The organism is Novosphingobium sp. ERN07, from assembly GCF_012641335.1.
Lineage (GTDB): Bacteria > Pseudomonadota > Alphaproteobacteria > Sphingomonadales > Sphingomonadaceae > Novosphingobium.
Genome location: NZ_JABAID010000021.1, coordinates 1 through 14,853 on the forward strand (window position 1 = coordinate 1; position 14,853 = coordinate 14,853).

The 14,853-nt window shown below is 59.0% G+C and carries 15 protein-coding genes and 2 tRNA genes; 5 read left to right on the top strand and 12 right to left on the bottom strand.

Annotation, left to right across the window (positions count from 1 at the left end; genetic code table 11):
- Nucleotides 1-100 precede the first annotated feature (100 nt).
- The 8 genes from HGI47_RS18745 to HGI47_RS18780 form a co-directional block, all read right to left on the bottom strand.
- Entirely contained in the window at nt 101-442 is a 342-nt protein-coding gene (locus tag HGI47_RS18745; RefSeq protein ID WP_168854308.1) for an antibiotic biosynthesis monooxygenase, read from the bottom strand.
- Between the two features lie 104 nt (nt 443-546).
- Nucleotides 547-622: transfer RNA gene (locus tag HGI47_RS18750), tRNA-Lys, on the bottom strand.
- A 45-nt stretch (nt 623-667) separates the two neighbouring features.
- Nucleotides 668-743, bottom strand: a tRNA-Lys gene (locus HGI47_RS18755).
- A 76-nt stretch (nt 744-819) separates the two neighbouring features.
- On the bottom strand, nt 820-1,935 hold the full coding sequence (gene rodA / locus HGI47_RS18760; protein WP_168854309.1) for a rod shape-determining protein RodA: 1,116 nt from the start codon (nt 1,933-1,935) through the stop codon (nt 820-822).
- Complete coding sequence (gene mrdA / locus HGI47_RS18765) at nt 1,935-4,010, bottom strand: penicillin-binding protein 2 (RefSeq protein WP_168854310.1); 2,076 nt, start codon at nt 4,008-4,010, stop codon at nt 1,935-1,937. The genes rodA and mrdA overlap by 1 nt, the downstream gene beginning before the upstream one ends.
- Nucleotides 4,011-4,015: 5 nt before the next feature.
- The gene (locus HGI47_RS18770) at nt 4,016-4,570 is read right to left on the bottom strand and encodes a rod shape-determining protein MreD (RefSeq protein WP_168854311.1); all 555 of its coding nucleotides are present in this window, start codon (nt 4,568-4,570) and stop codon (nt 4,016-4,018) included.
- Nucleotides 4,567-5,472, bottom strand: coding sequence for a rod shape-determining protein MreC (gene mreC, locus HGI47_RS18775; protein WP_168854312.1), 906 nt, complete (start codon nt 5,470-5,472; stop codon nt 4,567-4,569). Before mreC ends, HGI47_RS18770 begins: the two co-directional genes overlap by 4 nt.
- Nucleotides 5,473-5,535: 63 nt before the next feature.
- Complete coding sequence (locus HGI47_RS18780) at nt 5,536-6,582, bottom strand: rod shape-determining protein (RefSeq protein ID WP_168854313.1); 1,047 nt, start codon at nt 6,580-6,582, stop codon at nt 5,536-5,538.
- A gap of 189 nt (nt 6,583-6,771) precedes the next feature.
- Between HGI47_RS18780 and mutL the strand changes: the two genes are divergently transcribed.
- The 3 genes from mutL (at nt 6,772) to HGI47_RS18795 (ending at nt 10,380) form a co-directional block, all read left to right on the top strand.
- On the top strand, nt 6,772-8,574 hold the full coding sequence (gene mutL / locus HGI47_RS18785) for a DNA mismatch repair endonuclease MutL (protein WP_168854363.1): 1,803 nt from the start codon (nt 6,772-6,774) through the stop codon (nt 8,572-8,574).
- A gap of 1 nt (nt 8,575) precedes the next feature.
- Nucleotides 8,576-9,073: a hypothetical protein gene (locus tag HGI47_RS18790; RefSeq protein ID WP_168854314.1), complete on the top strand. Its 498-nt coding sequence runs from the start codon at nt 8,576-8,578 to the stop codon at nt 9,071-9,073.
- A 674-nt stretch (nt 9,074-9,747) separates the two neighbouring features.
- A complete protein-coding gene (locus tag HGI47_RS18795; protein ID WP_168854315.1) occupies nt 9,748-10,380 on the top strand; it encodes a helix-turn-helix transcriptional regulator in 633 nt (210 codons plus the stop codon).
- 120 nt (nt 10,381-10,500) lie between these two features.
- On the opposite strand, the gene HGI47_RS18800 is transcribed toward HGI47_RS18795, so the two are convergent.
- Nucleotides 10,501-10,845 carry a hypothetical protein gene (locus HGI47_RS18800; protein WP_168854316.1) on the bottom strand — a complete coding sequence of 115 codons (345 nt, stop codon included), beginning with the start codon at nt 10,843-10,845 and terminating at the stop codon, nt 10,501-10,503.
- A gap of 142 nt (nt 10,846-10,987) precedes the next feature.
- Between HGI47_RS18800 and HGI47_RS18805 the strand changes: the two genes are divergently transcribed.
- Both HGI47_RS18805 and HGI47_RS18810 read left to right on the top strand, forming a co-directional pair.
- Nucleotides 10,988-11,536 carry a winged helix DNA-binding protein gene (locus HGI47_RS18805; RefSeq protein ID WP_168854317.1) on the top strand — a complete coding sequence of 183 codons (549 nt, stop codon included), beginning with the start codon at nt 10,988-10,990 and terminating at the stop codon, nt 11,534-11,536.
- Nucleotides 11,533-11,757: a hypothetical protein gene (locus HGI47_RS18810; RefSeq protein WP_168854318.1), complete on the top strand. Its 225-nt coding sequence runs from the start codon at nt 11,533-11,535 to the stop codon at nt 11,755-11,757. The genes HGI47_RS18805 and HGI47_RS18810 overlap by 4 nt, the downstream gene beginning before the upstream one ends.
- 14 nt (nt 11,758-11,771) lie before the next feature.
- On the opposite strand, the gene moaB is transcribed toward HGI47_RS18810, so the two are convergent.
- From moaB to HGI47_RS18825, 3 genes are read right to left on the bottom strand one after another with little or no spacing between them, the layout of a single operon-like run.
- Entirely contained in the window at nt 11,772-12,299 is a 528-nt protein-coding gene (moaB, locus tag HGI47_RS18815) for a molybdenum cofactor biosynthesis protein B (RefSeq protein WP_168854319.1), read from the bottom strand.
- The gene (locus HGI47_RS18820) at nt 12,289-14,085 is read right to left on the bottom strand and encodes a lytic transglycosylase domain-containing protein (RefSeq protein WP_168854320.1); all 1,797 of its coding nucleotides are present in this window, start codon (nt 14,083-14,085) and stop codon (nt 12,289-12,291) included. The genes moaB and HGI47_RS18820 overlap by 11 nt, the downstream gene beginning before the upstream one ends.
- The gene (locus tag HGI47_RS18825) at nt 14,061-14,840 is read right to left on the bottom strand and encodes a hypothetical protein (RefSeq protein ID WP_168854321.1); all 780 of its coding nucleotides are present in this window, start codon (nt 14,838-14,840) and stop codon (nt 14,061-14,063) included. The genes HGI47_RS18820 and HGI47_RS18825 overlap by 25 nt, the downstream gene beginning before the upstream one ends.
- Between the last annotated feature and the right edge of the window lie 13 nt (nt 14,841-14,853).

Sequence of the window (14,853 nt, forward strand, 5' to 3'; positions counted from 1 at the left end):
ATAATCTGCGCCTCGGTGAAACGGCTCTTCCTCATGCGTCTGCTCCTTACAGTGGCAGACTCTACATCAGAATGAGGGAACTTTCGGGGGGCAGGTCAGCCTAACTGAACTGCGCCTGCGGCATCCCGCTTCCGTCATAGACGGGCTGTTTGGCCACAACCTTGTACTTGTCCACCTCCGCGCCGGTCATTCCGGCTTCGACAAGATAGTTTGCCATGCTGCTGTAGAGTGGCCCCGCCAGATGTGCGGCCAGTGCGCCCACATCTTCCCATTCTTCATAGACCCATACCCGCGAGGGCTTCAGCGGATCAGAATTCCAGACGTAGTGAATGCAGCCATGCTCTTCATAGGTCGGCAGGATGAATTGGGCGCCACCGCGCACCACGTCTGCCGCATCCTTGCCCTCAAAATCGATCCATCCCCACAATGTCACCCGTTCCACGCACGCTCTCCCATGCTGCTTGATGCCGGGACGCTACGCATTCAAAAGTCTGCGTGGAATTGGTTATTCCATCAGGTAGACTATGGCGAAGCTCGGGTGAGGAGTGGTGGACGCACTTGGGCTCGAACCAAGGACCCGCTGATTAAGAGTCAGCTGCTCTACCAACTGAGCTATGCGTCCGTACCCGGCAAAGGGCCGCTTGGTGGGCGGCGAGGAAAGCGATGGTGGTGGACGCACTTGGGCTCGAACCAAGGACCCGCTGATTAAGAGTCAGCTGCTCTACCAACTGAGCTATGCGTCCATGCCATCAGGCATTCCCGTTCGGGAGCCGCCCCAATAGCGATTTTATCCGCGCTGCCAAGCCCAAAATTGCAGTTTTACGAAAGGCCTTTCGGTGCGCTGCGGCTCCACCGCTCAACAGCCATGATCGTACCGATGCAGATCATGTTCGTCATCATCGAGGAACCGCCGTGGCTCATCCACGGCAACGGGATGCCAACCACTGGAGCAAGGCCCATAACCATCATCAGGTTGATGCACATGTAGAAAAAGATCGTCATGGTCATCCCGCTGGCCAACAGGCGCGAAAACCGGTCTGGCGCGGCGAGCGAGACTTTCAGCCCCCAGCGGAAAATCAGGCCGAATACGATCAGCACGAACAGCCCGCCGAACATACCCCATTCTTCCGCCATCGTTGCAAACACGAAATCGGTGTGCGATTCGGGCAGATAGTTGAGGTGGCTCTGCGAGCCGTTGCCAAAGCCCTTGCCGATGAGGCCTCCCGATCCGATTGCGATCTTCGATTGCGTGATGTGATAGCCCGATCCCAGCGGATCGTTTTCGGGATCGAGAAACACCAGGACGCGCTTGCGCTGATAATCGTGCAGGAGCGAAAAGAAGGCGAGGGGAGCAATCACAAGCCCCGCCGCGCCTGCGCCCAAGAACCAGCGGAGTGGCAGGCCGGCCATGAACATCACCACGACCGCGCCAAAGCTGATGGCAAGACCTGTGCCGAGATCGGGTTGCAACATCACCAGCCCGGCCGGAATGCCAAGCAGTACGCCCGCTGGGGCAAGTGCGCGCCAGCTTTGCGTTTCGCCAACTGGCAGAACCGAATAGAACCATGCCAGAACCAGCACGATGCCTGGCTTCATCAGCTCGGAAGGCTGCAGGGTCATGAAGCCGAGGTTAAGCCAGCGCTGGCTGCCGCCGCCGATGCCTCCGATCAGTTCCACCAGCATCAGGAGCACGCAAAGCACGGCATAAGCCGGTAGCGCCATCTTGCGGAACAGTTCCTGCGGCAGGCGTGCGATCACCATTGCCATAATAAGGAACACGCAGAACCGCACCACATGCGACATGGCCCAGACATCGAACCTGCCACCTGCCGCCGAATCGAGCACTGCCGCTCCGAAGCTGACCAGCGCCATCAGCGGCAACAGCACGCTCCAGGGTTGGCGCGCAATCGGGGCAGGAACATATGCCCTCGGCATCATTGCCCTCCCGTCGGCGCGGCAGCGGAGGGCGATGCAGAAGGCGCAGGTGCGGGAGGTTGAGAGGGCGCAGGCGCTTCAGGTTCTGGCCGTGGCGATGCAGCATCGGTCTGCGCTGTGGTAGGTTCGCTCGGCTTGCGCCCTTGTTCTACCCGTTCGGTCACTTCCTCGTCGTCGGGCACGGCCTTGGGGGCAGAAGCACCGTATTTGGCCGCGAAAGTATCGTAGCGTGCCGCCATGCGCTGCTGCACGTTGCCGCCCCACTGCTTTTCGAACGCGTCGAGGACATCCATCGCCTTTGCCGGATCGAAGATATAGGTCATCACGTCGCGCGCGATAGGATAGGCTGCGCCGGAGCCGCCACCGTGCTCGATCACCACGGCGCATGCATACTTGGGCTTGTCGAACGGGGCGAAGGCGATGAAATGGCCGTGGTCGCGATATTTCCACTGCCCACTTTTGCCGTTTGCAATGTTCAAGCCAACGACCTGTGCCGTGCCGGTCTTACCCGCCATCAGAACATCTACCGGCAAGCGCGCTTTGCCCGCCGTGCCTCGTCCGTTGACCACCTCGCTCATCGCAGCGTGGATGTAGTCCAGATGATCCTGCCGGAAGCCCATCGGCTTTGGCAACGGCGCGTTCCTGTCTAGCAATAGTCGCGGCATTATCTGGCGCCCCGAAGCAATCCTCGATGCCATTACTGCCTGTTGCAGCGGATTTACCAGCATGTACCCTTGCCCAATCGTGGCATTTACCGTGTCATACACGGCCCATTCCTTGCCATATTTTTTGAGCTTCCAGGCAGGATCAGGAACCGTGCCATAGGATTGGCCGGGGTAGGGCATGGGAAACTCCTGCCCAAGGCCAAGACGGCGTGCCATCGCGGCAATCTTGTCCATCCCGATCTTTTGCGCGAAATGATAGAAATAGACGTCGCACGATTGGTAAATGCCTTTGGCCATGTCGACAGAGCCGTGGCCGCGGCGGTTCCAGCAGTGGAACACGCGATTGCCTACGCGAAGGCCACCGCCGCATCCGACGCTCTCTGAAGGATCGAGGCCAGCTTCCAGAAAAGCCATTGCGACCATTGGCTTGACCGTGGACCCCGGCGGATACAGCCCGCGAAGCACTTTGTTGCGCAAGGGCACGTGATCATCTTCAGACAGCATCTTCCATTCGATGCGCCCGATGCCGTCTGAAAAGCTGTTTGGATCGAAGCTGGGCATCGATGCCATCGCCAGGATATCGCCCGTTTCGCAATCCATCACGACCACCGAACCGGATTCCAGCCCGATGCGCCTTGCTGCGTAGTCTTGCAGGCCCGCGTTGATCGTCAACTGGATCGGTTTGCCCGGCACGTCTTCGCGCGTGCCCAAATCGCGCACGATCCGCCCTGAAGCTGTCGCCTCAACCCGGCGGGCACCGGGAACACCACGCAAGCGCGTTTCGAAGTGCTTTTCCAGCCCGTCCTTGCCGATCTTGAAGCCGGGCGTGACGAGCAGGGGATTGCGTTCCTTTTCGTAATCCTCAGCCGACGCCGCGCCGACATAGCCTACCATGTGCCCGACCGAGGCACCAAAGGGGTAGAAGCGCGAAAAGCCTTGCTGTGGGATGACGCCTGGCAGTTCTGGCAGGCGGACCGAAACTGCCGCGAACTTTTCCCAATCTAGGCTGGCTGCCACTTCGACAGGTTGGAAGCCGCGCGCCTTGTCCAGCTTGTCACGAATGTCGCGCACTTTGTCAGGCGGCAGCGAAAGCAGGCCCGCGAGCGTTTGCATCGTCCTGTCTGGGTCAACCACCCGGTCGGGAATGAGATCGACGCGGAAGTCGGCGCGGTTGGAAGCAAGCGCCTTGCCAAATCGATCCAGCACCCATCCCCGGCGCGGCGGGATCAGCGTGAGGTTGACACGGTTGCTTTCCGATGCGGCCTGATACTTCTCGTTTTGCGCGACGGCCAGATAGCCCAATCGCGCTGCCAGCAGGGTTCCGACACCCGCCTGAAGCGAGCCTAGCACGAAGGTCCGCCGTTCGAACCGGTTGCTGAGAATGGCCGACGTTATCGGCAGCTTTGCCATTGCGGTCAGAGCCTTTTCAGCGGGAGGAGGCGTATCCGATCAAGCAGTGCCACAATGCTGGTGACCGCTGGATATAGCGCAAGCGAAAGTAACAATTGCGGGCCGATGACCAGTGGCAAGGGATAGCCCGTTGCAAGGCCCGACAATATTGCACAAAGCACCAGATAGATTGTGATAAGCCCACTAGCCGCGAGCCAGTCCTGCACGAAACCTCGCCACAGAAACCGTTCGTCGATCACTTCCATTGCGAGCATGGTGGCAGACCACAGCACTATCCCTGATCCAAAGGTTTGACCGGAATAGAGATCGTCAAAAAAGCCCAATGGCAGTCCTGCCCACAACGGCAATATGCCGGGCCGCATGGTGCGCCATGCCAGCAGCATCATGTAGGCTAGAGGCGGAAGCACCGGTGCCGATGCGATGACGGGCGAAAAGCTGGCCATCGATGCCAACATGATGGTGATCCACGGCAAGCCAAAGGCAAGTGCAGGCAAAGGTGCGCGGTTGATGCGTTTGCGCACCAGCTCTTCGGGCGATGCCACGAATCGGTCAAAAATCACGGCTCTTCCGCCGCAGTCTTCGCGCCTTCCTCTATCATGCGTTCAAGATCCGCTCGCGCTTGTGCGCTGAAAGCCTGTTCGACAACGACATAGACATTATCGGCAGGGTCGGCAGAAAGGTGTCCGGTTGCACCATCACGATGCGGCGTTGTCGCCACGGCTACGGGAATGCCTGGTGGATAGAGACCGCCCGACCCGGATGTCACGAAGACATCCCCCTTTTTGAGCGGATTGACGCCCATGTTGATGAGACGGATATCGATCCGACCATCCGATGCGCCCTGCACGAAGGCAGAAAGCCCGTCGCTGGCGCGCCGCACGGGCACCACGTTATCGGGATCGGTGACCAGCAGGACACGAGCGGTGCGTGGCCCAGCTTCGATTACCCGTCCGATCAATCCGCCTGCTGCGCGGACAGGTTGGCCTGGAACGATGCCATGCGTGCTACCGGCATCGATCACTGCATAGCGGCGCGTGCTTGATCCGGTGGACCCGATGAGATGGGCGGTCGCCACGGGCTTGCGTGCTGGATCGATGATCCCAAGCAAGGCCTTGAGGCGGCGATTTTCGTCCTCCAGCGCCTGCATCGACACAGCATTTGCGCGCGCTGCCTCCACCTCGCGGCGGAGTTCGGCATTCTGTTGACCAGCCTTGAAGTAAGCGCCGATAGCAGCAAACACGCCTTGGCCGGCAAAGCGGCTTTCGGCACCGGCACGACCCACCGGCCTTGCTAATTCGGCTGCGGCACTTCGGGCGAACGAAAAGGCATCTGGATTGATCAGCGATACTGCAAGCACGGCAAGACCAGCCACGACGCCAAGAATGGCGATCACGTAGCCGGTGAAAATCCCGTACTGCGCCCTGCGCGAATAGCCCGGGCGCCGGTCCCGCGACCGCGCCATTCGTTTACCCTTTCAATCCGGCACGATTGGCTGTGCCGCGATGCAACAAGTACCCGAACTGCATCATGCAGTCATCAGAACACCGCGATAGATCGGGTCTTCCATTGCCCGCCCGGTGCCGAGAGCCACGCACGACAGAGGATCTTCAGCTACGCTTACGGGCAGGCCGGTTTCCTCGCGCAGGTGCTCGTCCAGACCACGGATCAGCGCGCCACCGCCCGTCAGAACAATGCCCTGATCAACGATGTCGGCGGCGAGTTCCGGCGCGGTGTTTTCGAGCGCGATACGCACGCCTTCTACAATGGCACCGATCGGTTCGGAAAGCGCTTCGGCAATGTTCGCCTGCGTGATGGTGATTTCCTTCGGCACGCCGTTCACCAGATCACGACCCTTGATGTGGATCGTTTCACCAATACCGTCCGCCGGGGCGGTGGCGATGCCGTAGTCCTTCTTGATACGCTCTGCCGTGGCTTCGCCGATCAGAAGGTTGTGATGGCGGCGCACGTAGGAAACGATTGCTTCATCCATCTTGTCTCCGCCAACGCGGACCGAGGTGGTATAGGCAAGGCCGCGCAGCGACAGCACGGCAACTTCGGTGGTGCCGCCACCGATATCGACCACCATCGAGCCGACTGGCTCGGTTACGGGCATGTCTGCGCCGATTGCCGCAGCCATCGGTTCAAGAATGAGAAATACCTGGCTGGCTCCGGCGTTGCTCGCAGCGTCACGGATTGCGCGGCGTTCGACCGATGTCGAGCCAGAGGGAACGCAGATGACGATTTCAGGATAGCGCAGCAGACTTTTCGAGCCGTTCACCTTCTGGATGAAGTGCTTGATCATGGCCTCTGCCACTTCGATGTCGGCAATAACGCCGTCACGCAATGGGCGGATCGCCTCGATTGTGTCGGGCGTCTTGCCCATCATCATCTTTGCATCGTCGCCCACGGCCTTGACCTTCTTGATGCCGTTCAGCGTTTCGATCGCGACGACCGACGGTTCGTTCAGAACGATGCCGCGATCCTGCACGTAGACCAGCGTATTCGCCGTGCCGAGATCGATCGCGATGTTCTGCGAACCAAACTTGAAGAATCGGGAAAAGATCGATGCCATCAGGAAATCCGTGAAAATCTGCGGTTTGGCGCACGGGCACGCGCCAGACCCCTCGAATGTAAGCGCCCGGGAAGGCGGCTTCCTAGCAGGCGATTCGTGCAAAGGACATGGGTTTGTGCCGGTTTGGTTGGATAACTTCACCGCTTTGTCTCGAAATACATCGGCTTCGGCGCTAGGCCTGAAATGGCCATGCGAGTCATCCGCCGTCTTCCCGAAACGCTCATCAACCGCATTGCTGCGGGCGAAGTGGTCGAACGCCCGGCAAGCGCGCTGAAAGAGCTTGTCGAAAACGCTATCGATGCGGGCGCAGACCATGTCCATGTTCGCCTTTCGGAAGGCGGCCTCGCCATGATCGAGGTGACCGATGACGGCTGTGGGATGCGCCCGGACGAGATCGAACTGGCGCTGGAGCGTCACGCTACGTCAAAGCTGCCCGACGAAGCGATCGAATTGGTCGAAACACTGGGCTTCCGGGGCGAAGCGCTACCCTCGATTGCCTCTGTTGCCCGTGTCACCATCGAATCCCGTCCGCATGGCGCGCCCGATGGCTGGAAGCGGGTGGTGGATAATGGCGCGCTTGCGGCAGAAGGCCCTGCCGCCCTTTCACCCGGAACGCGGGTCAGAGTAGAACACCTGTTCGAGAAGATTCCCGCCCGCCGCAAGTTTCTGCGCAGCCCACGCTCGGAATGGGCGGCTGCCTCCGATGTGGTGCGCCGCCTTGCGATGGCGCGCCCGGATATCGGCTTCACGCTTGAACACGATGGCCGGCGCGCGCTGAAGGTGATGGGGGGCGAGACGCTGGAAGTGCGCGTGGCGCAGCTCGTCGCGCGCGAACTGGCGGGCAATTCTGTAGAAGTTGATCTTGTGCGAGGCGACTATCACCTGAGCGGTGTTGCGGGCCTTCCGACCTACAATCGCGGCGTGGCAGATCATCAGTATCTGTTCGTCAACGGGCGACCGGTGAAGGACCGCTTGCTGATCGGCGCCGTGCGCGGTGCCTATGCAGACATGCTGGCGCGCGATCGCCACGCGGTGCTGGCGTTGTTCCTGCAAGTTCCGGCGAGCGAGGTTGACGTCAACGTTCACCCTGCCAAATCCGAAGTCCGTTTTCGTGATCCGGCACTGGTGCGCGGCATGGTGGTGTCGGGTTTGCGTCATGCGCTTGCCAGCGGAGATCAGCGCAGTGCGCAGGCACCATCGGCCAGCGCGATGGCGGCGTGGCAGGCCGAACCGATTGCTCCTCTGCCGTCCGCAACTGTGACACAGGGCAACATTTTCAGCCAGCAATGGCATCCCGAACAGCGTGTGTCGGAAGTGGGCGTCGCCTGGCGTGGCTATGAACAATCCATCATGGCTCCACCGTCCGCCCGTGCCGAGGTTGCGACGGAGCCTGTCGTCGAAGCTGCGCGCCATCCGCTCGGTGTTGCGCGCGGACAGGTTTCCAATACCTATATCGTTGCCGAAGCTGAGGACGGCCTTGTTATTGTCGATCAACACGCCGCGCACGAACGTTTGGTACTGGAACGCTTGCGCGCGGCCGGGGCAGGGCAGGGCACGGCACCATCGCAAGCCCTGTTGATTCCCGAAGTGGTCGAACTTGAAGAGACGGCGTGCGACAGGCTTGAGGAATCGGCTGGTAAGCTTGCTGAATTCGGCCTTATGCTGGAGCGGTTTGGCACCAACGCGGTACTCGTCCGGGCTATTCCCGCCGCCCTTGTCAAAGGCGATCCGGCCAAGTTGGTGGCAGATGTTGCGGACGATCTTGCCCAAAACGGCGATGCGTTGTTGCTTGGTGAAAAGCTCGATCTGGTGCTTGCCACGATGGCCTGTCACGGATCGGTTCGCGCCGGCCGAACGCTTTCGGTTGCAGAGATGAACGCGCTGCTGCGTGAAATGGAGGTTACGCCCCGTTCTGGCCAGTGCAACCACGGCCGCCCGACGTGGGTGAAGCTTGCGCATGGCGATATAGAGAAACTGTTCGGGAGAAAGTGATATGTCAGGTCTGGTGCGCATCTCGCTTATGTCGCTCGCGTTTGCCGGTCTTGTTGCCTGCTCCGAAAAAGAGCCAACCGATGCCGAGGCTATTGCGGCAGTCGAAAAGGCGCAGGATGGCAAGCCGCCGGTGAAGAAGATTGCGCCGCAGGCCATTCTCTATCCCGATATTTCCAAAAACAAACTTCACGGCACGGGCTGTGCCTTTGTGGCTGATGGCGGTGGCATTGGTCCGGTGCTTCTCGCGCAGGACACGCGGGGCGTGCTGAAAATCAACGGAAACCTGCAGATCCTCGCGCCTGATGCAGGATCAGCAAAGCTGCCGAAAGGAAGCTGGTCACGCTACACCGGCAAGGAGTTCGCTCTGACGCTGACGGCGACAGGCCCGATCGAAGCCGTGGGCACCAACGAGCATTTCGATGGTAAGCTGGTCGTCACCGATGCGTTTGAACGGCCGGTTTATGATGCGAACGGCGACGTGCAGTGCAAGGCGATCTGAGACGTTTCGAGGGCATGGGCGAGACAAGCCGCCCCAAAGTCTGATCAACCTGCTGCCCGTGCCCGCTTGTCGAGCCAGATCACGTAAGCCGAAAGAACCGTGCCAAGTGTCCGTAAGCTTTCGCTGCCGCGCATCCGTGCGCAAACAGAGATGATCGCTGAGATATTCAGGTAGCGATCTTCCACCACACGAGAGCACTTTTAGAACACTTTCCGACCAATCCGGGCCAAAATCGCCCCGCCACGCAGTGGCTGTCCACGAAGTTCACTGGCAGCGTCGCACCGTTTGCAGGGAAAGCGTTGCGGTGCACGCCGCGCGCTCCCAGACGACCTTATGAACCAATCATGATGATCAAGATTGGACGGAAAGTGCCCTAAATGCCGCACCTTGCGTGGCACAGCCTGTGCCATTTTCAACTGTCGCGCCTAGAGCTTTTGCAAAGCTTCGGCTGCAAGGCTCACTGATCGCAGCCTCTTGGCGTGCGTTTGTGTGCCGTTGGCCCGCACTGCAACCAGTCATCGAATTGATCCGCATCCGCGCGGTTAGTGCCCAAGATGGACGAGTTGCGTCCAAACCGGGTTAATGAACAATAGAATCGAACCCGGATATATACGAAAGTATGAACAGACCTGTCAGCTTTTGGCAATGGCCAGTTGTATGGATCAGCAGATGGCGTGTTTCGTTCGTTTAACATGCGCCATTTTGGCGTGATCTGGATCACGTTTATATGTTTCACGAAAAAGTTTCAATTTGGAGTTATCGCGCTCGTGACCAATACATATACGGATAATCCTGTATTGGCGGACCTGTCGTCGAAGCAGCGCGAGGTGCTCGACCTGGTCGTGGATCGCCGGACAAACAAGGAAATATCGGTGATTCTCGGTATTTCTCCTTCTGCCGTGGAGCAGCGGCTGCAATCAGTTCGACGGAAATTTGATGTTCAGGGGCGTGCAGACCTTGCCAGAGCCTACCTGCGCGTTGTTGCTACCTGTGAAAATCCCACAGGAGAGGAAAAGCAGGTTTCCGAAGGTGCTGATTTATCTACTTTTGCGGCATCGCAGCGTGATGGATCTGATTATCTCCGAGACGAGAGTGATCTGGTTGGCCAATGGCGGCGCTCAGGCAGTTTGATGGTCGATGGAATTGAAGAAAGGCGTACACAGCAAGTGGTGCATCGGCAGCCAGTTCTTGATCGCCTTGATGCGGTTGCCGGGTTGAGCGGGCGGCTTGCCGCAATTGCGACGACTGCTGCGGCTTTTGCGTTTCTTGTGGTGCTGATGACCAGTGCATCGCAGGCCATGAGTTGAAGTTCGCAGAGAATTTCGATGAAAATATGCTGCAGTCCCTGTCACATTACAAGATTGGGAAAATAATGGTTCGACAATTTGATCGATAAGGATGGGTCTTATTTAGATGGAGGTGTTTAATTATGTCATAATATTTTTCGTTATATTGATGGGATCGTTGTGTATAATCATCGGAAATGAGGCGGAAAGACTCGCTGGAATATCTATATTATTTATGGTTTCAATAGACATCTTATTATTTAACATAATCAACGATAATGTATTTGGCAGGGACGTTTCAAATATCGTATCGGATTCCATGAGGTTTTTGGCATTTTTGGCAATCTCTCTGCGGTCTGTAAAAATTTGGCCAACTCTATGCTCAGGCGTGCTTTTAACGATGGTTTCTGCATCGATATTTAAGATACTCAAACTGCCGGTTGGCGTGTTCAATAGTGAGGATGTTCGGATCGCCTGCCATCTCACTGTTTATGCGGCGGTTTCAATAGGTCTTTGGCGCAACAATACGGTTCGCCAGTGAGCGGAGCAGAGAAGGGTTCAGAAGTGCAGGGATGCTGCTGGTCGCAGCAACAAGTCTTTCGGGCAAGATCAATTGAAAGTGGCCGTCATGCAAAATCACATCAGGGCAGGTGAACTTTCGCGTTTGAAAGATGCCGTCAGCCAGATTTTTCGGCTTTCCGAAGCGTTGGCTCCCCTCAAGGAGGCCGGCGCGGATGGGTTGTTCTCGTTGTATGATGACTGGCAATCGGGGGCGGGCGATCCGACTCTTTCCTTTGCCCGCCGCATTTACGATTTTCGCCGGAAGCGCGAACGATATTTTCCGGCTGATCTGTTTGCCGAACCGGCTTGGGACATACTTCTCGATCTTTACATTTTCAGATTGGAAGGACGCCGTGCAACCGTGAAAAGCGTGTGCATTGCATCGGGCGTTCCGCAGACAACGGCGCTTCGCTGGATCAACCTGTTGATCGAGAAGGAACTGCTAGATCGAACCCAGGACGAACATGACAGTCGTGTGCGGTGTATATCACTGTCAGACAACGGATATCATGCTGTCAGGGCCATGCTCTTGGCAGCGCTGGGTAAATCTGGAGGAGCGCCGGGTGATACGGCCCAATCGGGTGCGCGCGTCGCCGCAGCGGGAGGCGCGCGATGATCGACGATTTAGCAGGCGTAGAGACGCGGTCTGCTGCCCAGCATGGAGGGGGCGGGTCTGTCCTGCCTGAAATCCCCGGTCGGCCTGAAATTCCCGACCTGCCTGAGATCGTTGTTCGAAAGGAATGGCTGCCCACCAAATCCGCTTCGTCGATCGAGGGCATTCTCCTCGGCGCGATCGTGGTGACGGCTATCGGTCAGGCGGTTTGGGCCGTCAGTTGACGTAACGACCTGTGTTACTGCTCCAACAGCCGGGGCATCAGTTCCACAAAATTGCAGGGTCGGTTCCGGCTGTCGAGTTGCTCGTCAAGGATCCCGTCCCAACCGTCTTTCACCGCGCCATTGGATCCCGGCAAGGCAAAGAGATAGGTTCCACGCGCGACGACAGCGCAAGCGCGGGACTGGATGGTGCTGGTGCCGATGGTTTTGTAGCTGAGCCAGCGAAACAATTCACCAAAGCCGGGAATGTCACGAGTTTTTACACGATCCAGTGCTTCGGGCGTCACGTCACGGCCTGTCAGGCCGGTGCCGCCGGTAATCACCACAGCATCTACCGAGCGATCATCGATCCAGTTGTTAAGACGACTGGCAATACGGTCGGCATCGTCCTTCTCCATCGCCCGCGCGACAAGGCGATGGCCCTTCACCTTGATCCGATCCGCCAGAATGTCGCCCGAAGTATCGTCGTCCGGGCCACGCGTGTCGGAGACTGTGAGCAGGGCGATATTGATGGGCTTGAACTCGCGCGAGGTATCAATTGCCACGCGATGCGATCCTTACGTTCTCTGAACCGGCAAGTCCCGGAAACTTGGGCCATAGCCCTTGCACAAGGCCGATGCGGCTTTCCGAAGGGCCGCCGGCCTGCCGTTCGTACATCCAGTAGTTGCGCATCACGATGGCAACATAGCCGCGCGTCTCCCAGTAGGGGATCGATTCCATCCAGAGCAGTGGATCGCTGCCACCCCGAATCTCGGTGTTCCAGCGCGAAATTGGCAATGGACCGGCATTATAGGCTGCCATGACCTTGGGCAGCAGTCCTTGCGTTGCGTCATTGTCGCGTAGGTGCTGGAGATATTGCTGGCCGAAGGCGAGGTTTACGTCAGGCAGATCGAGTTGCTTGTCACGCCCCGCCATTGCAGGTTCCACCTTGGCCATGTCGCGCGCGGTGCCGGGGCGCAATTGCATCAGACCCTTTGCCCCTGCCGGACTGGTGACCGATGTGCGGAAGTTCGATTCCTGCAGTGAATGAGCAAAAAGTAGAGCCGGATCGACTTTCCAGCCTGTTGCGGGTGTCCATTTGGGCGCAGGGAACCGAGCGGCTTCGTCCGGCCTTGCGCCCGATGGCGCGTTATAGGCCATCCACAATTGCGTCGACGGCAGACCCAGATCGCGCGCAAGGCGTGAAAGCGGCGCATATTGACCAGGATCGCCGATGCGGGCCTGATGGCGCAGGATTTCATCGGCAAGGCCATCCTCACCGATCTCGGCAAGCTGCACTGCGGTGCGGATATTCGGCACATCGCGAAGCCCCTGCCAGTCACCCTGCGAAAAATCGGGTGCCGCAGGCGGCTGACTTTCGCGCATTCCCAGCGCTTCGGCTGCCATCATGCCGTACAGCGTATCACGGAACCGTGCAGCACCGCGCAGCGCGCCTGAAACCTTTTCAGGCTTGCGGCAGCGTGTCCATGCGCGGCTCGCCCAATAGTGTGCTGCTGATGCCAGTTCGTCGTTATGCGCCGAGCCTGCTGATCGTTCGAACGATTCCGCCGCAGCGACGCAATCGCCCATGCGCCAACTGGCAAGACCTGCAGTCCAAAGCGCTTCGGACACCCACGGCCCGCTACCCTCGGCTGCTGTCAGCGAAATCGCGCGGGCTGTTGCATCGTCGTTTTCGATGTAGAACGCCCAGCCGATCTTCTGCCGCCATTCAGCGCGGGCGTCCGACGAAAGAGTTGCGTCCACACCATCCAGCAGCAACCGTGCGCCCACGGGATCATCAAATTTGATTCGATCCTGTATCGCGTTTGAAACGCTTTCGGGCATCGTACCGTCAGTGATCGAGCGCGGGCGGATGCGCTTCGATACGCTGGGCAGGGCGACCAAGCGTTGTGCCGGCGGCAGGGCGGGAAGTTCTGTCGCGCCGCGCTTCAGCGCCAGACGGCCCAATTGTTCGGCCCAAGGTAAATCAGGCGAACGCATCAGTACATCGGTAATCGGTGCGAGTTCAGCGCGGGGCGATGTGGCGGCAAGCATGTATTGCGCGCGCGCGACCGTATGCAGCGGTCCATCAGTGCGCTGCGCGAAGAGGCTTTGAACTTTCGTCCAGTCTTCCTGCTCGATCGCGGAAAACACTGCCTTGTAGTAGTTCCGATCTTCGGCGCTCAGCAGTGTCGGCACCGCAGTGCGCGCGGCCCGGCCCCGGAAATAGTCTACTGCCGCACTATTGGCCTGCGCCGGAACTGCCGACAGAACACAGCCCGAAGCGGCAAGCGCAATCAGCGTCATCTTCGTGGCGCGTGCCAGTTTCAAAACGTATCGGTCCCCGTCCATTCGAGCCACCTGCTCCACAACGCTGCCTTCAGGGCAGGGCGGGCCAGCATGGCTTCGAGATCCCACGCTGGCATGGCAGTGATAGGTGAACTGTCTTGATTAATTGCGCGTAAACGTTGAGCCAAATTCGGCGGATCGTGTCCGAGAAGCGCTGAAACGCTCGAAGTGCCAAGGATCAACAGACGTTTGGGTGCTGCCAATCCGATGTGGTGCAGCAGAACATCTCCCAACCCCGCCGCCTGAAAGGTCTGCCAATCGGGCATGGGCACATGAGCGGGCAGGGCGGACGCTGCATATACCTGGGATCGCTGAACACCGATCGCGCCGAGAATTGCGTTAAAAAGGCGCCCCGCACGCCCACTCAGCAGTGCCTCCTCATCGTCTGCCGCGGGCATCGGCACTAGCACCATGAGGTCTGCCCCGGCAGGGCCAAGGGGCGGCAGGCGACGCAGGCCTGCAGGGGACAGCGCTTCCTCTGCAAGCCACCACGGCGCAAAGGTATCAAGCGACTGTGGCCACGCGGATCGATCCCCGACTTTGGGCATTTGTGGCGATTCGCTGCGCTCCGCCGCCATTTCGCGCAAGGGTTTGAGCGGAGCCGCTGCCGGCATGTCGGGAACATCCCGCGCATCCGCCAGCCAATCCTGCGGATCGTCGATGAACGCGTGATCGACTCCCGCATCGCGCCACCAATCAAGCGCAGCCGTAACGGCACTGCTCCAGTCGGCATTTTGCGAGGTAGCGGTATCGGGCAACCTGTACTTCCTT